Raw genomic sequence first — 19,197 nt, 5'->3', positions numbered from 1 at the left:
TTCATGATTTCTTTTCATTGCGACTTTTATTTGCCTGATGTCAGTGTCTGCGACAAACTCTGAACACGATTTTTGCTCAAGGGAAAATTATGCCGGAATTACCTGAGGTTGAAACCAGCCGCAGAGGGATTGAACCCTATCTTAAAGGCCACACAATACTGCATGCCATCGTGCGTAATCCGCGCCTGCGCTGGCCTGTCTCGGCGGAAATCTTAGCATTAAGCGATCAGCCGGTTCTGAGTGTGCAGCGTCGGGCAAAATATCTGCTGGTTGAGCTGCAAACCGGGTGGATCATTATTCATCTGGGTATGTCAGGGAGTTTGCGGGTATTGCCGGAAGAAACCGAAGCAGGCAAACATGACCACGTTGATCTGGTGATGGATACCGGCCATGTGCTGCGTTATACCGATCCGCGCCGTTTTGGTGCCTGGTTATGGTCTTCGGATCTGACTGCCAGCAATGTTTTAGCCCATCTGGGGCCGGAGCCGCTAAGCGAAGATTTCACGTCGGATTACTTGTGTGAGAAATCCCGCACGAAGAAATCCCCCATTAAGCCCTGGCTGATGGATAATAAACTCGTGGTTGGCGTAGGAAATATCTATGCCAGTGAATCTTTGTTTGTAGCGGGAATTTCCCCTGACCGGCCTGCACATTCACTCAAACGTGATGAGGCAGAGTTGCTGGTCAGAACCATCAAAGCGGTATTGTTGCGCTCTATTGAACAAGGCGGGACGACGCTGAAGGACTTTCTCCAGTCGGATGGGAAACCGGGATATTTCGCACAGGAATTGCAGGTATATGGAAGAGCGGGCGAGCCATGCCGGGCATGCGGTATGCCCATTGAAAGTAAGAAACAGGCGCAGCGCACCACATTTTTCTGCCCGCGCTGCCAGCGTTAATACCTGATTCAGGCGCTGATTTTTTCCATCAGTGCCTGTGTGATGATTTGCGGCAGGAAAGGCGCAATATCACCACCGTGGCGGGCGACTTCTTTGACCAGAGATGAAGAAATAAATGACCATTCTTTTGACGGCATCATGAACACGCTTTCCAGCGTGGGCAGCAAATGCCGGTTCATGTTCGCCAGTTGCATCTCATATTCAAAATCAGACACCGCACGTAATCCGCGTACCAGCACGTTTGCGCCCTGAGCCCTGGCAAAATTTGCCATCAAATCGCTGAAACCAATGACATCAACGTTATCCAGATGGGATGTAACCTGAGTTGCCAGCGCCACGCGTTCATCCAGCGTGAACATCGGTTTTTTGCTTGGGCTGGCTGCAATTGCAAGAATGACATGGTCGAACATCTGCGCCGCACGGGTGACGATATCGAGATGCCCGTTGGTCATCGGGTCGAAAGTACCGGGATAAATTGCCTTAGTGCTCATAACGGCTCACTTTTGCAGTTGGTGGCTGAGCGCCCACAGGGCGGCATATTTATTGAATGTATATTGTGCATTGACGCCCGCCAGGATCAACCCCTGCTTTCCGTCCAGAAAACCGGCCCGCAGGATCCAGGTTTTGACGAATGCGCCCAGCGTATGGGAAATAATCGAGAAGAAGCTGCAACGGCGGCCTTGCTGATGGCGTTGCTCTGCCCATGCCTGCGCATAGCTGAGTTGTTTTCGCTGGAAACTGAAAAGGTCGCGACAGGTGAGGTGCAACAGGTCGCCTTGCAACGGAACGACAGTGGCATTCCCTGTGTTCAGTGATTCATGTACCCGATCGTCGTTATAGCTGAACGTTGAAGGATACAAACGGTTGACACGATCAGGATACCAGCCACTGTGACGCATGAATTTCCCGAGGAACAGGTTACTGCGTCCGAGGCTGTAAACGGTATTTTCCTGCGGGCAATTCAGCACATTTTCAATCGACTGACGCAACGGAGAGGATACACGCTCGTCGGCATCTATCATCAAAATATAGTCGCCTGTGGCATGGCTTTGCGCCAGCTGTCGCTGTTTGCCAAACCCCGGCCAGTCAGTGTTAAGGAATACTTTGGCGCCGAAGCTGCGGGCAATATCCTGTGTCGCATCGTTGCTGCCGGAATCGAGCAGAATTATTTCATCTGCCCAGGTCACTGACTCAAGGCATGCCGGCAATAAATCCCCTTCATTACGGGCAATCAGTACGACGGATAAACGTTTTTTATCAGTCATTAATGACTCCGGACAGGCAGATAAGGCTCCAGTAAATGCAGCAGGCGCTGTAAGGCTCCCTGATTTTGATGCAGAACTTCAACGGCGTGGCGACCGTAATACAAGCGATAATCTTCATCGGTCAGCAGTGTAGAAATTTCTTTCACCAGTGATGCGGTATCAGTGACTGTGATCAGACCGTCGTCCTGGGCCAGCTTGGCGCAGATATCTTTGAAATTGAAGGTATGCGGCCCCATGAGTACCGGAATGGCATGGGCTGCCGCCTCCAGCGGATTATGGCCTCCGCGATCGACCAGGCTGCCGCCGACAAAAGCCAGATCAGCAATGCCATACAGCAACATTAATTCACCCATCGTATCGCCGATCACCACCTGTGTGGCTGATGAAGGGACTTCACCTGAGCTACGCTGGATAAAAGAAAGGCCGGCTTTGCGCGTCAGCTCACAAGCAACTGGAAAACGTTCAGGATGGCGTGGAACCAAAATAAGCAGCAAGGTCGGATGTGCTTTCAGTAATTCTTTGTGCGCTTCCAGCAGCAAGGTTTCTTCCCCTTCATGCGTGCTGGTGGCGATCCACACCTGACGGCGTGACGCCCATTGACTGCGCAGTGCAATGGCTTTTGCTGCCAGTTCCGGCGTAACCGAGATGTCGAATTTCAGGCTACCCGTCACCGCAAGCTGGTTGCGTTTTAACCCTAAGGACAGAAAGCGTTCACCATCTTCCTGATTCTGCGCCGCGATCAGGGTGATGCGTTGCAAAATGGTACGAATGAATTTGCCTAGCTTCTGATATCCCTTTGCCGAGCGGTCAGAGAGGCGGGCATTGGCTATCACCAGCGGAATCTGGCGACGATGCAGTGCGCTGATAAGGTTCGGCCAAAGCTCGGTTTCCATGATGATGACAAGCTTTGGGTTCACCTCATCCAGGAAACGATTTACCGAACCCGCCAGATCATAAGGCAGATAAACGTGGTGCACCCCCTTACCAAAAGCGGACTGAACGCGCTCTGAGCCGGTCGGTGTCATGGTGGTGACGGTAATCGGCAAGGAAGGATAACGATGACGCAATGCGCGGACTAAAGGGATCGCGGCCAGCGTCTCTCCGACGGAAACGGAATGCAGCATGATGCCACCGGAGACAACCTTTCCCTTGCAGAAGCCATAACGTTCAGCCCAGCGTTTACGATAGGCCGGGGACTTGCGGCTGCGCAAAAGTAAACGGATCCAAATCAATGGCTGAATTAAATATATGATTATATTATAAAAAATATTCATCTTTTATCAGGCGTTGCATAAGGGAAAGTTAATTTCATAAAGCGAAAATAGTCCCGGCGGATAGATGGGCACATGGTATCAGATAAGTGTGATCGACTCATCATGTCAGCGCCTGCGTCCTCAGACCAGTAACGAGTGATAAAGCGTAACTAACTGCTGTGAAAGGTTTTTCGGAGTGTAAGGTAAAATCCGTTCTCTTGCCGCATTTCCCATCTCGTCATTTTCCTGACGGGAAGGAATTTTATTCACATATTCGCTTAGGCTTGCCACATCCAGTGCATCGCAAACAAAGCCCTCGCGCCCCTGCCTGATAAATTCTGCCCCCCCACAAGTTTCACTGGTGATGACGGGCAATCCGCAGGCCATGGCTTCAAGAATAACGTTCGGGAACGGGTCATATAATGTCGGCAGGATCATGCCATCGGCTGCGTGGTAATAAGGCAGAACATTGTTTTGTACCCCGACAAAGCGGATCCGGTCGGCGCAGCCTGTTTGCTGAGCCAGCGATGCGTATTTTTTCTGGTCTTTATCTTGTCCGACAATAATCAGGTAACGATCGCCGGAAGCAATTGCTTCAATGGCGGGCTTTAACCCTTTGCGTTCAAAACCAGAACCTACGTAAATCAGTGCCACGGCCTGCGCAGGAATGGCAAGCATTTCACGTGAAGCAAGCCGTTGTGCAAGGGTCGCCGGTACGAATTTTTGGGAATCAATGGCGTTATAGATCACCTCAAAACGACTTTCCTCCACCCCGTAACAGCGGATGATATCGCGTTTTACCATCTCAGAATTACAGATGATTTTTTTCAACGCCGGAGAGTGGAACATGGCTTCCTCAGCCTGCAGTACATACCGGTGATATGAACTGATTTGTGTGAGAAAACGCTGGAGAGGTGAAATAACGCGCGCCCTTTGTTCCAGCCAGACACGGTGTGCACCATCGCCCGCGCGGAAAATATCGCAACCTGGAATGCGCTCGTGGCTTTGCACAATGTCGAACTGTTCCCGTTCCCAACATTGTTGTGCTGCGGCGGCAAAACCTTTCTCACGTGAAACCCGGCCATATTTTGCCGGATTGCACAGGTGAATTTTCCATTTCGGATTGGGTTTGCCTTCCCACTGGCGGGTAATAATATTCAGATCAATATTTTGATCATCCAGTGCTTCAAGAGCGCGTGAGATAAAACGTTCCGCGCCGCCATCAGGGCGATATTTTTGTCTGACAATTGCTAAACGAATGTTTTTCTCACTGGCAGCATTAGTCATGCAGGTAACTCCTGGCGGCATCAATCACATCGCTGACAGGGATTGCATGCAGATAACGTTGTTGAGTTTTTGTATCGATAGAATCGGGTGCGGGCAGCGGCGCGTAGTCCCCGGCCCAGATAGTGGTATTGTTATTGCCCCATGGACGCCAGTGCTGCATTTTCGTCGGGCCAAATAAGGCCACGCAAGGTGTATTAAGCGCGGCAGCCATATGCATCGGCGCAGAATCCACCCCGATAAAGAGTTTTGCACCATCAATCATTGCCGCAAGCTGTGTCAGTGATAGCTGCCCGGCAACAGAGATAACCTGCGGATTGTGGGTGAGATCCTGAATTTTGCGCACCATATTCAGCTCTTTCTTATCCGGGCCGGAGGTCATTACAATCGTCAGGCCGGTTTCAGCGAGTCCATCAATCACATTGGCGAATTTGTCATCATCCCAGCATTTGAACGTCCAGCGTGACGTCGGCTGAATCACAATATATTCGCCGCTTACCTGGTTTTTCAGAAGTAATTGCTGACAGAAAGACTTGTCACTTTCTGAATAATGCATTGATGTCACCGCATTATCGGTGGAGATGCCAAGAGGGGACAAAATCGACATATTCTGTTCGACAGTATGCAGGAGGCTGTGATTTTCGGTGGTCACTAATTGTGTATGACCTGCCCGCCAGAAAGCAGAACGTCGTTTTTTATAGTCGAATCCTAAACGAACTTTCGCACCGCTGAAGCGGGAAATCAGCGCGCTACGCCACTGATCGGCCAGATTAATCACCAGGTCATAATGTCGTTCGCGTACCGCTTTGAGTAGCTGATATTCTTGCTGTAACTGATAGCGGACACCTTGTTTTTTCCATGTTCTATCAATCACATGGATATAGGAAAGGGCCGGGTGTTCACTAAGAATAGGGCGGGTTTCTTTATACAGAAGCACATCAATTTCAGCATCGGGATAATGCTCACGTAGCCTGTTTATCACCGGCGTGGTCAGCACCATATCTCCATGATGACGGAGTTTCACCAGAAGAATTCTTTGGGGTCTGAATGCTGCGTATTTGGCTTCTGAATTAGGCATTCTATTATCTGATAGTAGAATATAGTGAATTGATTTTAGGTGAAGAATCGTATGGTGTGAAGTTATTTATCCTCCTGATATAGAAAGATAAATAACTTCATTTAAGAAATAGTTAGATTCCACTTAAAGACATAATGGAATCGTCTCTTTCTGAAACAGATTAACCGAGTTTTTTACGCAGGTTATGGAGGCGATACAGCCACAATAACAGTTGCCACCATTGTTTAAGTCCGCGCGCGTTACGCAGCATTATTTTGCGTGTGCCGGAGGTGTAAATATCGTCGATCATGGCTTTCCGGGCGGCCTGATCAGGCTCACGGCGGACAGAATGGCAGACCGTCAGGGCTTCACGGGTGACCTGTCTTGGAAACTCCGCATAGATCTTTACCTGGTCTTTATATCGCTCATTTAACGCATCAAGCATTTTGGCTATTTTTAGATAATGCCTTTGATATTCAACGTTTTTCATTCCAGTTCTTTTTTGGTTACTGATTGACTGGCCGTGAATGTAATAGCGATAAAGAACCTTTTGGGTATATTTCACGCGGCGTGCGTTGAACATTAATTCGGTTGTCCAGGGAATATCCTGATGATGCAGGCCCGGTTCAAAATACAGATTATGCTTTTTAATGAGCTGGAGACGGTAGACTCCAAGCCATACAACGTGCAAATAACGGTTTGTTGCCAGCGCCATTTTAAGCCAGTCCGGGCCATCCAGAACGGCTGTCGACGTTAAACGATCGGTGGGGATGATGGGTTTAACTTTTTCTGAGCTGACAAAATAACGTTCACCATTGCATTGTGCGACATCCAGATCATCTTGTTCACACAGCTCAATCAGCGTTTTATACATGTCCGGATAGAGTATGTCATCGGCATCCGGAAAAGTGACATACTGACCTTTGGCGACATCCAGGCCGGCATTGCGCGCACGTGAAACACCGCCGTTAGCCTGATGAATGACGCGAATATGCGGGTATTTGCTGGCGTATTCTTGCGCAACGCGCTCGGAACCATCTGTCGAGCCATCATTAACGATGATGACTTCGAGGTTTTCCAGCGTCTGGGCGACGAGCGAATCCATAAAGTTTCGGAACATCTCCCCGCCGTTATACAGGGGAATAATCGCGCTGAGCTTAATGTTGTCCGATGTCGTTGTTAAAGGCATATCACAGATTTTCCACTGATAAAGATGGCAAACAACCGGGCCGGTGCGAGCTCACAGCCCGGAAAAATCATTGTTTTTCTAAAGAGGGCCGCGTCCTCATTCTCAGCATCAACAGATAGGCGAAGACCAGCACAATAAAATACGGTGATTCGCGATTATAAAACTGGGTATCGCCCTGACTGAAGTAAATTACCGGAACCGACAACAATAAAAATTCGTAACCTTTGGGTATCAGTCTGAAGGGATAGAGCAATAATACAGCGAAGAAAAGTACCATAATCAATGCGCCGAAAATTCCCTGTAATGACAAGGTATCGATAATGTCATTATGCAGATGGAACTGCAGATTACGTAACGCTTCCGGATTGCCGCCTTCATGCTGATCGATGAACGTTGTCGCCAGTGCATTGCGGCTGTCAGCAGACTGACCAAACGGGTGTTGTTCGAAAACATTCAATCCGGCGCGCCACATTGAGAAACGCGCGCCGACTGAAGTATTGCGGTTGCCTTCATGATATGAGGCGACCTCGTTCTGAAGGTTGTCGAGGCGGGTGAGTACCTTATTGTAATAAGGATGGCCTGAGAGAACGGCGGCAATAATCAAAGCGGTGATGCCAAAACCGTATATCATTTTAGAAGTATGGGAACTTTTGACAAAGTCGTAAATGATGCTGCCTGCACTAATGAGCGTAAAAAGTAGCATTGCTGAACGAGTTTCGGTGGCCGCAAGTACAGCAAATGTCATGGTCATTACAATCAGGCAAATGAATCGGTAATGTTTTAAAGCATGATATTTCAGGCTGTACATGACCAGTAAGGAAAAAATCGTGAATGTATAGGCACCGGATGTCGGGGCATCAGAGTTTATTTGAATACGGTCGCCTGTTTTTAAATAATAAGCGATGCGCGTTGCTGATATGATTAAAAACAGAAGCGTCATAATGGAAATACCCGTGCGTACTGTCAGTGTGGGGATTTTCCATTTATGAATATTATGCTCAATGGCATAAAGGATGAATGATGCCAGTATGAGTCGTTTGCCACTGATTTGGTAATGGTATGCAATAAGCGGATACTGATGGTTGACGGTCAGCATAACCCAAAGTAACTTGCTGATACCCAGGAGCAGAATTGTGCAGGCTACAGGATAGAAGTGAATTTTCTTTTCAACCCGTAAACTAATATAGATAAAGTATATGACTGAAATATAAGTAACGATATAAAAGAAATTACGGGTAATTTCACCGGAATACATAAAGAAAGAAATAGAGATAGTAATAAATAAAAAAAATACTGATGCCAGTTTATCGTCCAGAGACGATTTCTTTATATTATCAATTAGCACGTTGATCATAAAGGACTTTTCCTGAAAATCTTCTTGTTCATATACTTGGACATCCAGCACAAACTGGTCAGGTAGCGACCCTTATACCAGAGCGCTTGCGCATAACGTTTCATTTCTTTGTAGGAAACAGGCACATCATGTGGAACTGCTTGCCATGGAGATTGAGCATAATAGTGATCATAAATATCAGCCAGTTCTCCCATTCCCCAAAGATGCCAGGGTTTACATTTACCTGTGTAATGAATCAGGATGGTATCTTTAGGAATATCAACTTTGTTCCCTACTTTATTTAAAATAATATCACACACGAAATTGTACTTTTTGGGAAGTAGTAAAACTTCATGTTCAAGGACAATATTAAGTGCATCCTGATCAGGGAATTTAAATTCATTTCCCTGACAGGAAAGCGCCTGGATGATCCGCTCAGTGGTATTTTTTTCGATCCACTGAGGGATGTTGATGTATAAAAATCCTGAGTTAAAGTAGTTACCCTTTGTCAGGCTTAACTGTGAACAAAGTTTATTTCTGGCCCGCCGCGTATCATTGACAGCCGCCAGTGTACAGGCGCTGATATCCATCTCGTTCAGCTCCTTATAACTGCCTAAACATAATGTGTCCGCGTCAAGATAGAGTAATTTTGAGGTGACATCAGAAAGGATATAAGGAGTAAACAAACGGTAATAAATAGCCTGCGGATAGCGGCCCATCAGCGGCAAATCCGTGAACGCAGACTCTTTGAATACGTAACAGGTTATGGCCAGCGGTTGGTTTACTGCCAGCTCGAGCAGCCGGTCTTTTGATTTGTCATCGAGCGCACTGCCAAATATATGAATATGAAAAGCTAAGTCAGGATTGTTTTTCAGAACAGAAAAGACAGTGATCCCCATACCACGGGCATACGCATTATTTATTCCGAATGCGATATGAACCACAGGGAAGGCTGAATCCTCTAAATGGTTTACGAGCTCTTCTTTATGCTCGAGATAGCTCAGGTATTCATGGTCAGACATAGTTTTGTACCTGACTTGTTTTGCTTATAACAAATGAACGTATTTTCTCCAGTTGTGCATCACTGAGGGAAAAGAGTTCTTCAGCGCTGTGCCTGAATTGATAAGGTGCTGAGAAAATGAACGATTCAGGCGCGAGTTGCTTATTTTCTGGTGTCAGGATGAGCGGCGCATAGGTCGGATGTTGTTCGGCTAAGTCACAAGGCCCCGCTAAACAGACCACCGGTATCTTCATGGCATCAGCGATATATACATTGCCGGAGTCTGAGGCGATATACATATCCATCTGAGAAATGGCATGAGGGACTTCATGCAATTTTAGCTTACCGATCAGGCTAGTGATATTTTCGCGGTGACTGAGTTTCCCCAGCAACTGGTCAAGGTATTTCTGCTCATTCTCCGGGCCAAAAATATAAAACTGACAAGGAATATCCTTCAGGGCGTTAAGGATTTTAATCCATACTGCCGTTGGAATTGTTTTCGCTTTATTGCCTGCCGAAATGCTGATACCTATTTTGATCTGCTTGTTTTCAGCCAGCTCCGGCAAGATTTTTTCAGGCACCCACAAAGGAAGGGTGGCATGTTTAGTATAACTGTCTGCGCTGAGGCTGGGATCTGCCAGCTTCAGGTAACTTTCCAGCGTGAAATCAGTTTTCTGGTGTAAACGAACAACGTCTGCCGTCTGATAAAAAATCCCGTGATACCACTTGCGGGTATAAGCAATCAGAAAGGCTTTATGCCTGGCGTTACAGAAGGCGGCATAGAAAGCATTAACGCTGTTAGGTTGCAGCAGATAAACATTGTCGTAGCGGTTAAGCAGGTGAAAGGCGAGACCAATTTTACTGACTAAAGATTTTTTATAATCTTCAATGAGATAAATAGAATCAATCGTCGCATCATGTGAAGCCAAAGGCATAACCGTTTTACTGAGCAAAACATCTGATTTTTTTAAGTGTTTTAGTAAAGGCGTAATATTGACGAAGTCACCAATTTTGGCGGTTTGTATGACCAGATTTCGTCCTTTTCCCTGATGAAAAGGCTTCATCAGCATTTTGAACGGCCACAGCAAAATGAAAATAATCACGTAGCTCATGGTCAGTTCATTTCCTCTTTCGCCGCCAGCAGGTCACTCAGACGTTCAAAGACGCTTTTTGCAGATAAGTTTTTCAATGCGTTGTCATCGGCTTTGAGGATAAACTGATTCTTTCCATACCCGCCAATCAAGCCGGGATCGGTCGGTCCGTAAAGTGTGATATTGGGACGATCCAGCGCGGCGGTCAGATGGCTCAGCCCGGTATCAACAGAAATGACCGCTTTCGCCCCCGCTAAAACCTCAGCAACTTTTTCCAGGCTCAGTTTAGGCAGCACCTCGACATAAGGAAAACCTTCCGCCAGGCGCAATGCGCGTTGATATTCATGGTCTGCCCCCCATGGAAGTTTGATGCAAATATTTTGCCCGTCGAACATGCTGATCAGCGCACGCCAGTGCTCTTCCGGCCAGTGCTTATCTGCGCGGGTGGTGGCATGAAGAAACACCAGATACGGCTGCGTATCAGCAGGAAGATGGGAGAGGAAACGTGCCGCAATAGCGTAATCCCCCTGGCCTGATGGCTTTTCATAACCCAGGCTTTTCGCAAATAACTCCCGGGTACGCTCTACCGCATGCTGCTTTTTATCGATTTCATGGCGTTGATTGTAGAACCAGCTGGCGAATGGCTCGCGGGCACTTTTACAATCTTGCCCGTGTTTTTCGCCTTTGGCGACGCGGGTGATCAGTGCTGCACTTTTCATCAGACCCTGAGCATCGATGATGACATCATAGGTTTGAGACTGAACTTCGCGTTTGAAATCGCAGCGTTGATGCCGGGTTTCAGAACCGAACCAGTTTTTACGCCAGCGGCGGATGGCGACAGGTATCACGCGATCAACGGCAGGATGCCAGCCGGGGATCTGGGTAAAGCCTTCTTCCACAACCCAGTCAAAGCGGATCCCAGGAATGGCCTGCATCGCATCCGTTAACGCCGGAAGAGTATGCAGAACGTCGCCCATGGACGAGGTTTTGACGATGAGAACCCGCATTAAAGCTCCTTCCTTGCGTTCAGCAACTGGGTGAGTTCCTGGTAAACCTGCCCGGGTTGAATATCAATTAAACTTTGGTGATAGCCTTCTTCCGCATCGCCTTTACGGACTTTATGATAGCCGGTGATAAGGCGTATAACTTTTGCCTGATGACTGAGTGGTGGCGTAAAGTCCGGGCTGCTGGGCCCGTAAAGTGCCACCAGCGGTTTATCCAGAGCAGCGGCAACATGCATAAGACCTGAATCATTACTGACCACCGCATGACAGGCGGCAATCATCACGACCGCCTGATCCAGGGAGGTTTTCCCCGCCAGATTGAGGCAGAAAGGCTGTGCGTTTTCTGTCAGCGCCAGGCGGATTTGTTCACCTGCAGCGTTATCTTTTGCGGAACCAAACAGCACCACCTGATAGCCTTCGCTGATCAGCTTTTCAGCCAGCACCGCGTAGTGATAATGAGGCCAGCGTTTTGCCGGGCCAAATTCCGCGCCAGGGCAGAAACCTATCAGCGGGCGGGTATTATCCACAGAGAAGGCGGTTTTAACCGCAGTGACTTCCGCGTTGCTGACCGCTAATTTCGGCCACAGAACAGGTTGCGGAAGATCAGCGGCAGTTTTGATTTGCCGGGCATCATAGCCCAGTGCGGCATAACGCTGAACCATCAGTGGGAATGCGGGTTTATCCAGTACCCGCAAATCATTGAGCAGGCCATAACGCATTTCGCCACGCCAGCCGGTGCGCTGAGGAATACGGGCAAAGAAAGGTATCAGCGCCGATTTAAACGAGTTAGGCAGAACGTATGCGCGCTGATATTTCTCATTGCGCAGTGAAATACCCAGACGACGACGCTCGCCCAATTCCAGCGCTCCATGGCCCAGCGGCATTGCCAGCGCCTGATGCACTTCCGGCATGCGATCAAGTAAAGGACGGCACCATGCAGGTGCCATCACGTCAATCTGAGCATCGGGGTGCGCAGCTTTCAGGGTGCGATAAAGACTTTGTGACATCATCATGTCACCGACCCATGACGGCCCAATTACCAGTATTTTCATACCGTTAATCCATTCCTCAAGGTGCAGGGCTTAAACTGTGCGGTTAAGCCAGCTCATGTATTCCGTCACACCTTCAGCCACTGTTTTGAAGGGCTTGTCATAACCGGCGTTACGCAGAGCAGTCATATCGGCCTGCGTGAAAGACTGGTAGCGGCCCTTGAGTTTTTCCGGGAAAGGAATGTATTCGATATCGCCAGAATTGTGGTACGCCACAACGGCGTCTGCTACAGCCTGGAAGGATTCCGAACGGCCGGTACCGCAGTTGAAAATGCCTGAAACCCCGTTTTGCCAGAACCACAGGTTCACGGCTGCCACATCACCTACATAGATGAAATCGCGCTTGAAGCCTTCGCTGCCAGAGAACAGTTTTGGGTTTTCCCCGGCTTTGATCTGATTATTCAGATGGAATGCTACGCTCGCCATGCTGCCTTTATGGCCTTCACGCGGTCCGTAAACGTTGAAATAGCGGAAACCACAGATTTGAGATTCAGCGTGCGGCAGAATTTCGCGTACATACTGGTCAAACAGGAACTTAGAGTAACCGTAGACGTTCAGCGGCTGCTCATATTGGCGATCTTCTACAAAGCTGGTGCTCTGACTACCATAGGTTGCTGCGGAAGAGGCATACAGGAAGGGAATACTGCGATCCAGACAATAATGCAGAACATCTTTGGAGTACTGATAGTTGTTATCCATCATGTATTTGCCGTCCCACTCGGTCGTGGAAGAGCACGCGCCTTCATGGAAAATGGCGTCGATATCACCCAGATCGTCGCCGGCGACGATGCTGGCGATGAAATCTTCTTTGTCGCAATAATCCGCAATATCCAGATCAACCAGATTGACGAACTTGGTGCCGTCTTTCAGATTATCCACCACCAGAATATCGCGGTATCCCATATCATTGAGCGATTTAATAATATTGCTGCCGATAAAACCAGCGCCGCCAGTGACGATTATCATGGGATTCACCTTTAATCATTTGAAGAACTGCGCACCATGCACAGCCTGTATAATGGGTAATATCATAACACTTCATTATGAAGCTCACATTGGGAAGGTGTCCTATAACAGGGATTCTTATGTTTCAGGGCGTAAGGCGTGAACTATGCTGCAAAACAAAGATATTGTGAGCACTTTCATCGTTATTTCATATGCAGATTAGTAAGGTATTCCGTGAATGAGTCATTTCAGGAGAATACTGTATGTCTGTTTCGTTTTATCGGCAGCTGGAAGATCAGCTGGATCAGGCTCGGGTTGAAGGGCTGTTTAAAGAAGAACGCATTCTCACCACGCCCCAGCAGGCAGAAGTCGCCGTTGCTGGCGGCCATCCGGTCATCAATTTTTGCGCTAACAACTACCTTGGCCTGGCCAATCATCCTGCATTAATCGACGCGGCAAAAGCTGGTCTCGACAGCCACGGTTTCGGCATGGCTTCGGTCCGCTTTATCTGTGGTACACAAGATACGCACAAAGAGCTCGAACACCGTCTGGCTGATTTTCTCGGTATGGATGATGCCATCCTCTATTCCTCCTGTTTTGATGCCAACGGCGGGTTATTCGAAACATTACTGGGTGAAGAAGACGCCATCATTTCGGATGCGCTGAATCACGCCTCAATAATCGACGGCGTCCGGTTATGCAAAGCCAGGCGTTACCGGTATGCCAACAACAATATGGCTGAACTGGAAACCCGTTTGCAGCAGGCAAAAGACGACGGTGCCCGCCATATTCTGGTGGCAACCGACGGTGTATTTTCGATGGATGGTGTGATTGCTAATCTGAAAGGCGTGTGCGACCTTGCTGAACGATTTGACGCGCTGGTAATGGTCGATGATTCTCATGCGGTTGGTTTTGTCGGAGCCGAAGGGCGGGGAACGCACGAATATTGTGATGTGATGGGGCGTGTGGATATCATCACCGGCACGCTCGGCAAAGCGCTGGGCGGTGCTTCCGGCGGCTATACCGCAGCGCGTCAGGAAGTGATCGACTGGCTGCGCCAGCGTTCGCGGCCTTACCTCTTTTCTAATTCTCTGGCACCGTCGATTGTCTCCGCCTCGCTTAAAGTGCTTTCCATGCTCGAAGAAGGCAACGACCTTCGTGAACGTTTGCTCAGCAACGCCAGACTGTTCCGTGAAAAAATGACCGCCGCTGGTTTCACGCTGGCGGGTGCCGATCACGCGATTATCCCGGTGATGCTGGGCGAGGCCCGTCTGGCTCAGGAATTTGCATCGCTTTTGCAGCAGGAGGGGATTTACGTCACCGGTTTCTTTTATCCGGTGGTGCCTCAGGGACAGGCGCGCATTCGTACTCAAATGTCAGCGGCGCACAGCACGGAACAGATCGAAAAGGCCGTTGAAGCCTTCACCCGTATTGGCAAAAAACTTGGCGTGATCGCCTGAGGAATGTCGATGAAAGCCTTAGCAAAACTCAAACGAGAAGAAGGCATCTGGATGACGGATGCGCCGGTACCTGAATTAGGGCACAACGATTTGCTGATCAAAATCCGTAAAACGGCCATATGTGGCACTGATGTGCATATCTACAACTGGGATGAGTGGTCACAAAAAACGATTCCCGTGCCGATGGTTGTCGGACACGAATATGTCGGCGAAGTGGTGGGTATCGGCCAGGAAGTTAAAGGTTTCAGTATCGGCGACCGGGTGTCGGGTGAGGGGCATATTACCTGCGGACATTGCCGTAATTGTCGCGGAGGACGCACACATTTGTGCCGCAATGCACAGGGCGTCGGGGTAAACCGTCCGGGTGCTTTTGCGGAATATCTGGTATTGCCTGCTTTTAATGCGTTTAAAATTCCGGACAATATTTCCGATGATCTGGCTGCGATTTTTGATCCCTTCGGGAATGCTGTGCATACCGCATTGTCGTTTGATCTGGTCGGTGAAGATGTGCTGATCAGCGGTGCCGGCCCGATTGGCATCATGGCCGCTGCGATTTGTAAACACGTTGGTGCCCGCCATGTTGTCATTACAGATATGAACGAATACCGTCTGGAACTGGCGCGTAAAATGGGCGTAACGCGGGCAGTGAACGTCAGTCAGCAAAGCTTGCAGAATGTGATGGATGAACTGGGTATGACGGAAGGGTTTGACGTCGGACTGGAGATGTCAGGTGCACCGTCCGCATTTCGCAGCATGCTCAACGCCATGAATCACGGAGGCCGGATTGCGATGCTGGGCATTCCCTCCACTGAGATGGCGATCGACTGGAATCAGGTGATTTTCAAAGGGCTGTTTATTAAAGGCATTTACGGAAGGGAAATGTTCGAAACCTGGTACAAAATGGCCGCCCTGATTCAGTCAGGATTAGATCTTACCCCTCTCATTACGCACCATTTTCCTATTGATGAATTCCAGAAAGGGTTTGATGCAATGCGCTCCGGGCATTCAGGCAAAGTGATACTCAACTGGTAATCCGGTACGCCGGGAACGAAAAAAGCCCGCTGAAATAGCGGGCTTTTTGCTGAAAATGGCGCAGTTGTTACGCCGCAGGATCGGCCGTTTTTTTCTCGGCATCCGTCAGATAACGTACTTTACGGGTGTAATCCTGCCCTTTGAATAACAGTTCATTATCCGGTGAAGCCAGATACTTTTGCCATTCTGTCAGCGGGAAGCCGCCATGAGCGCCAATCACTTCTTTCGGGATAACCGATGGCGTACCGCCAATTTTTTTCGATACCGGCCAGTTCATCCAGTCGCCCAGATTGACGCTTTTGATATCCAGTGTATCCAGCATGGCGGCCAGAGGTAGCTGATCAGTCGGTGGCTGATTGTCTGGCAGAAGGTTCCAGGTATCTCTGAAAAACATAATCCACAGCGGGCACAAACGCTCCCAGGTTTTACGGGTGGCGGCTAAGAAAGCGCCGTTGACATGATCAACAATATAAGGGCGCACGCTGTTTTTGTAATACGCCGGGATTATCTCAGGATCACAACCGTCCAGTTTGGCAATCATCTTTCCCTGGCGGAAACTTGAGTAAATGTGATTTTCATGTAACTGAATTTCAGGCATTTTGAGTAAATTCAGATCGGAATCGATCATCAAAATACCGTCAGTTTTGGCCTGCAAAGGTGCCATCAGTTTGATCAGGCGGCTGAGATAAATTTGTTTATAACGATAATCACCGGATTTGGTCTCAGGGTTAAGCGTGACGATGCGGACTTTCTCAGGCAACGGGCGGAAATGGCTGGCATCCTGATCGGTAACAATCACGATTTCCTGTAATGCGGTCGCGAATTTATCGGCAAATTCTGCACACAGACACGCCTCTTCAATATAGTCGGCCCCTGCAGAAGGGATCACTACTGACGTAACACTGTTTTTGGGTTTGTCTGGCGTGACGGTATCGGTATACGGCAAATTATGGCGCGAAAGTATGTGACGATATTTTGGATTTAGAAATTTGAACATATTCAGCCTTGTTTCTTTTTCACACTGCTTAAAACGGTTTCAACGCCTGAGACATATTTTTCAATTGCAAATTTTTCGCGAACAATCAGGTTTGCCTGCTCTGCGATTTCATTTCTCAGATGGGCATTGAGATACAGTGTTTTCATATGGTTAAAGAGCATTTCAATATCGCCATACTCAAATAACATGCCGGTTTCTGCATTTTTAATCAGTTCGGCCGTTCCGGTGACATTCGATCCAATCACAGGTGTTTTTAGCAGCATCGATTCCAACACGACCCGTGGCAGGCCCTCACTTTTTGAACCCAAAATAAAGGTATCAAACGCGGACAGGTATTCCAGCGCATTGCTCTGAAAGCCTGTGAATATGACTTTATCCATCATATTCAGAGCCGAAGCTTGCTGAATGAGACGGCGTAAGTTCGGGCCTTCACCCACAAACACCATTTTCCATTTAGCTTCCGGAAATGCGCGGTTAAATTTGTCCAGCGCCAGTAACGTGAAGTGATGGGCTTTGCGGTTAATCAGAGAACCGATACTGCCAAAGATGAACGTATCGTTGTCTGCCGCTAATTCTTCCCGGATTTTATTGCCGTCAGGCAATGGCTGATGAATATCAATGCCATTAAAAACGGTAAAACATAACTCCTTGCGTACACCGCGTTTGAGCAGTTGTTCCTGCACACCCTGAGAAACAGAGATAATGCTGTGGCAGAACTGGTTAACGATACGCACAATTTCCCGGCTGAGCACCGGCTCAATACGACAATGTTGTACGATTTCTGTGGGTAAACCGGCAGTAGAATAATAGCCTTCAACATTCGAGCTGGGCTGATTATTCATATACAGAATGTCAAACTGACCGAGTTCAAGCAGGGAGTGAATTTTGCGGATGTTGGGGTTAATACGCCAGATTTTGTCGATGGAATAAATGGCTTTCTGACGCAAGTTACTGTTAAAGAAAAACAGCGTTCTTAATACTTCTTTGACGATTTTTGCCCAGGCAGGTTGTTTAACCTGCGGAATAAAGAATACCGGAACATTCAGTGAGTTTAAAATCTGGCCGATAGTTTCGCCGTTATCCCGGGCATAATCGTTATAAAAGCAACAGCTGATTTCAAATTTTTCACGATCGATTCTTTTCAGCAGTTCTAACATACTGTTAGTACCGCCTCCCCATTCCTTGCCACTATCCAGTAGCAGAATTTTAGATCGATCTTGTCCCATCGGTTAGCGCCCTTGCTCAGTCCGGTCAAAAAAATATACAGCGCCTATTATATGAGGCAAAACCCAGAAGCTCTACTTTTTAGTTTGGCTCGTAAACTTATGTATATCAATAAGTTAGTTAATGGTAGCGGAGGTATGCTTACCATCAATATAATCAGGAAATCGTCAATGTGTGCGATTTCTAGTTTTGCGTAAAAGTTGTCATCACAGAATACTGCCGTTCCACAAACTCCAAGGCAGGTAAAGATTTCAGGCTTTCTCCCAGAACTTTAAACATGCTGTCCGCATAAATCTGCGGGATGGGTTGCCTGAGGCGACAGACACTGATGCCTTTACGCGATGATTTTACTGGCCCGATCGTGGCTTTGCGGGTTGCTGCGCTGCGCTGGGGTTCGTTCAGCAGATCGCTTGGCCTGACCAGAACGATATCGGCAGGTAAGTTTGGCAACATTTGCTGCAGCACTTTCACCGTAGTGGGATGTGGGTGCCCGATCGCGATGGCATAGCCATTCTTGCGTGCGAGTTGAATTGCACGTTCAAATTGACGGCGGATTTCCGCTTCATTCTGCACATCATCTAAAAAGACATTGCGTTTAATCACTTTCACCCGGGTACCCTGAGCCGCCTTGACTGACTGGGTGTTGCCGATGGTCATACTATCGAGGAAAAACAGGTTGTGAGCATTCATTGCCTGCATGACATTTTCCATGCCGGTCAGGCTGGAGGTCATAGCGCTACCCATATGGTTATTGATACCAATCGCGTAGGGAATATTGCTGATCGCCTGATCGACAATGCGTTTCACTTCTGCGGCACTCATGGAAGGTGTGAGCGTATCTTTTTCCAGAGGTTGCTTGCTGAGCGGTGCCATCGGCAGGTGGATCAGAATCTCACGTCCCTGCTGGTGCGCTTTGTTCATCATCATCTGCGAATCGGGTGCATTGGGGAAAATCGCGACGGATACCGCTTTTGGCATCTGAAGTACCTGGTTTTCCTCATGCTGGCGATAACCGAAGTCATCGATCAGGATGGATAATTTCGCTGCCTGAACCTGACAGGCAAAGAACGCAGTACCGCAAACGGCAGCTAAAACGGACTTGTTATATCGCAATG

Annotated in this window: 18 protein-coding genes; 3 read left to right on the top strand and 15 right to left on the bottom strand. The window is 48.3% G+C overall.

What is annotated here, in order from left to right:
* Nucleotides 1-89: 89 nt before the first annotated feature.
* A complete protein-coding gene (gene mutM, locus J1781_RS10515; protein ID WP_217218714.1) occupies nucleotides 90-899 on the top strand; it encodes a bifunctional DNA-formamidopyrimidine glycosylase/DNA-(apurinic or apyrimidinic site) lyase in 810 nt (269 codons plus the stop codon).
* 8 nt (nucleotides 900-907) lie between these two features.
* On the opposite strand, the gene coaD is transcribed toward mutM, so the two are convergent.
* From coaD to rfaD, 12 genes are all read right to left on the bottom strand, one after another.
* Nucleotides 908-1,390, bottom strand: coding sequence for a pantetheine-phosphate adenylyltransferase (gene coaD, locus J1781_RS10510; RefSeq protein WP_129955271.1), 483 nt, complete (start codon nucleotides 1,388-1,390; stop codon nucleotides 908-910).
* A 6-nt stretch (nucleotides 1,391-1,396) separates the two neighbouring features.
* On the bottom strand, nucleotides 1,397-2,164 hold the full coding sequence (locus tag J1781_RS10505) for a glycosyltransferase family 2 protein (RefSeq protein WP_129955272.1): 768 nt from the start codon (nucleotides 2,162-2,164) through the stop codon (nucleotides 1,397-1,399).
* Complete coding sequence (waaA, locus tag J1781_RS10500) at nucleotides 2,164-3,438, bottom strand: lipid IV(A) 3-deoxy-D-manno-octulosonic acid transferase (protein WP_129955273.1); 1,275 nt, start codon at nucleotides 3,436-3,438, stop codon at nucleotides 2,164-2,166. Before waaA ends, J1781_RS10505 begins: the two co-directional genes overlap by 1 nt.
* Nucleotides 3,439-3,558: 120 nt before the next feature.
* Nucleotides 3,559-4,704, bottom strand: a complete 1,146-nt coding sequence (locus J1781_RS10495) for a glycosyltransferase family 4 protein (protein ID WP_129955274.1) — start codon at nucleotides 4,702-4,704, stop codon at nucleotides 3,559-3,561.
* A complete protein-coding gene (rfaQ, locus tag J1781_RS10490; protein ID WP_129955275.1) occupies nucleotides 4,697-5,779 on the bottom strand; it encodes a putative lipopolysaccharide heptosyltransferase III in 1,083 nt (360 codons plus the stop codon). The genes J1781_RS10495 and rfaQ overlap by 8 nt, the downstream gene beginning before the upstream one ends.
* A 160-nt stretch (nucleotides 5,780-5,939) precedes the next feature.
* On the bottom strand, nucleotides 5,940-6,947 hold the full coding sequence (locus tag J1781_RS10485) for a glycosyltransferase (RefSeq protein WP_217233513.1): 1,008 nt from the start codon (nucleotides 6,945-6,947) through the stop codon (nucleotides 5,940-5,942).
* A 67-nt stretch (nucleotides 6,948-7,014) separates the two neighbouring features.
* Nucleotides 7,015-8,301, bottom strand: coding sequence for an O-antigen ligase family protein (locus tag J1781_RS10480; RefSeq protein ID WP_217233512.1), 1,287 nt, complete (start codon nucleotides 8,299-8,301; stop codon nucleotides 7,015-7,017).
* Nucleotides 8,298-9,302 carry a glycosyltransferase family 8 protein gene (locus J1781_RS10475; RefSeq protein ID WP_217219148.1) on the bottom strand — a complete coding sequence of 335 codons (1,005 nt, stop codon included), beginning with the start codon at nucleotides 9,300-9,302 and terminating at the stop codon, nucleotides 8,298-8,300. The genes J1781_RS10480 and J1781_RS10475 overlap by 4 nt, the downstream gene beginning before the upstream one ends.
* The gene (locus J1781_RS10470; RefSeq protein ID WP_217233511.1) at nucleotides 9,295-10,392 is read right to left on the bottom strand and encodes a glycosyltransferase family 9 protein; all 1,098 of its coding nucleotides are present in this window, start codon (nucleotides 10,390-10,392) and stop codon (nucleotides 9,295-9,297) included. Before J1781_RS10470 ends, J1781_RS10475 begins: the two co-directional genes overlap by 8 nt.
* A gap of 2 nt (nucleotides 10,393-10,394) precedes the next feature.
* Nucleotides 10,395-11,378: a lipopolysaccharide heptosyltransferase RfaC gene (gene rfaC, locus J1781_RS10465; protein WP_129955280.1), complete on the bottom strand. Its 984-nt coding sequence runs from the start codon at nucleotides 11,376-11,378 to the stop codon at nucleotides 10,395-10,397.
* A complete protein-coding gene (gene rfaF / locus J1781_RS10460; RefSeq protein ID WP_129955281.1) occupies nucleotides 11,378-12,427 on the bottom strand; it encodes an ADP-heptose--LPS heptosyltransferase RfaF in 1,050 nt (349 codons plus the stop codon). The genes rfaC and rfaF overlap by 1 nt, the downstream gene beginning before the upstream one ends.
* Nucleotides 12,428-12,457: 30 nt before the next feature.
* Complete coding sequence (gene rfaD, locus J1781_RS10455) at nucleotides 12,458-13,390, bottom strand: ADP-glyceromanno-heptose 6-epimerase (RefSeq protein WP_129955282.1); 933 nt, start codon at nucleotides 13,388-13,390, stop codon at nucleotides 12,458-12,460.
* 242 nt (nucleotides 13,391-13,632) lie between these two features.
* Between rfaD and kbl the strand changes: the two genes are divergently transcribed.
* On the top strand, nucleotides 13,633-14,829 hold the full coding sequence (gene kbl / locus J1781_RS10450) for a glycine C-acetyltransferase (RefSeq protein ID WP_129955283.1): 1,197 nt from the start codon (nucleotides 13,633-13,635) through the stop codon (nucleotides 14,827-14,829).
* Between the two features lie 9 nt (nucleotides 14,830-14,838).
* Nucleotides 14,839-15,861, top strand: a complete 1,023-nt coding sequence (tdh, locus tag J1781_RS10445; RefSeq protein WP_129955284.1) for an L-threonine 3-dehydrogenase — start codon at nucleotides 14,839-14,841, stop codon at nucleotides 15,859-15,861.
* Nucleotides 15,862-15,928: 67 nt separating this feature from the next.
* Here tdh and J1781_RS10440 read toward each other — a convergent pair whose 3' ends face one another.
* The 3 genes from J1781_RS10440 to J1781_RS10430 all read right to left on the bottom strand — a co-directional run bounded on the left by J1781_RS10440 (nucleotide 15,929) and on the right by J1781_RS10430 (nucleotide 19,195).
* Complete coding sequence (locus J1781_RS10440; protein ID WP_129992187.1) at nucleotides 15,929-16,858, bottom strand: hypothetical protein; 930 nt, start codon at nucleotides 16,856-16,858, stop codon at nucleotides 15,929-15,931.
* A 2-nt stretch (nucleotides 16,859-16,860) separates the two neighbouring features.
* Nucleotides 16,861-18,084, bottom strand: coding sequence for a glycosyltransferase (locus J1781_RS10435; RefSeq protein ID WP_129955286.1), 1,224 nt, complete (start codon nucleotides 18,082-18,084; stop codon nucleotides 16,861-16,863).
* A gap of 181 nt (nucleotides 18,085-18,265) precedes the next feature.
* Complete coding sequence (locus tag J1781_RS10430) at nucleotides 18,266-19,195, bottom strand: divergent polysaccharide deacetylase family protein (RefSeq protein WP_129992186.1); 930 nt, start codon at nucleotides 19,193-19,195, stop codon at nucleotides 18,266-18,268.
* Between the last annotated feature and the right edge of the window lie 2 nt (nucleotides 19,196-19,197).

The organism is Rahnella perminowiae (assembly GCF_019049695.1).
Lineage (GTDB): Bacteria > Pseudomonadota > Gammaproteobacteria > Enterobacterales > Enterobacteriaceae > Rahnella > Rahnella perminowiae.
This window is presented reverse-complemented; position numbering and strand designations above follow the sequence as displayed.

Bases quoted from the DNA above. Each gene is read 5' to 3' on its own strand.
- mutM (WP_217218714.1), top strand. From the start codon at position 90: ATGCCGGAATTACCTGAGGTTGAAACCAGCCGCAGAGGGATTGAACCC.
- coaD (WP_129955271.1), bottom strand. From the start codon at position 1,390: ATGAGCACTAAGGCAATTTATCCCGGTACTTTCGACCCGATGACCAAC.
- J1781_RS10505 (WP_129955272.1), bottom strand. From the start codon at position 2,164: ATGACTGATAAAAAACGTTTATCCGTCGTACTGATTGCCCGTAATGAA.
- waaA (WP_129955273.1), bottom strand. From the start codon at position 3,438: ATGAATATTTTTTATAATATAATCATATATTTAATTCAGCCATTGATT.
- J1781_RS10495 (WP_129955274.1), bottom strand. From the start codon at position 4,704: ATGACTAATGCTGCCAGTGAGAAAAACATTCGTTTAGCAATTGTCAGA.
- rfaQ (WP_129955275.1), bottom strand. From the start codon at position 5,779: ATGCCTAATTCAGAAGCCAAATACGCAGCATTCAGACCCCAAAGAATT.
- J1781_RS10485 (WP_217233513.1), bottom strand. From the start codon at position 6,947: ATGCCTTTAACAACGACATCGGACAACATTAAGCTCAGCGCGATTATT.
- J1781_RS10480 (WP_217233512.1), bottom strand. From the start codon at position 8,301: ATGATCAACGTGCTAATTGATAATATAAAGAAATCGTCTCTGGACGAT.
- J1781_RS10475 (WP_217219148.1), bottom strand. From the start codon at position 9,302: ATGTCTGACCATGAATACCTGAGCTATCTCGAGCATAAAGAAGAGCTC.
- J1781_RS10470 (WP_217233511.1), bottom strand. From the start codon at position 10,392: ATGAGCTACGTGATTATTTTCATTTTGCTGTGGCCGTTCAAAATGCTG.
- rfaC (WP_129955280.1), bottom strand. From the start codon at position 11,378: ATGCGGGTTCTCATCGTCAAAACCTCGTCCATGGGCGACGTTCTGCAT.
- rfaF (WP_129955281.1), bottom strand. From the start codon at position 12,427: ATGAAAATACTGGTAATTGGGCCGTCATGGGTCGGTGACATGATGATG.
- rfaD (WP_129955282.1), bottom strand. From the start codon at position 13,390: ATGATAATCGTCACTGGCGGCGCTGGTTTTATCGGCAGCAATATTATT.
- kbl (WP_129955283.1), top strand. From the start codon at position 13,633: ATGTCTGTTTCGTTTTATCGGCAGCTGGAAGATCAGCTGGATCAGGCT.
- tdh (WP_129955284.1), top strand. From the start codon at position 14,839: ATGAAAGCCTTAGCAAAACTCAAACGAGAAGAAGGCATCTGGATGACG.
- J1781_RS10440 (WP_129992187.1), bottom strand. From the start codon at position 16,858: ATGTTCAAATTTCTAAATCCAAAATATCGTCACATACTTTCGCGCCAT.
- J1781_RS10435 (WP_129955286.1), bottom strand. From the start codon at position 18,084: ATGGGACAAGATCGATCTAAAATTCTGCTACTGGATAGTGGCAAGGAA.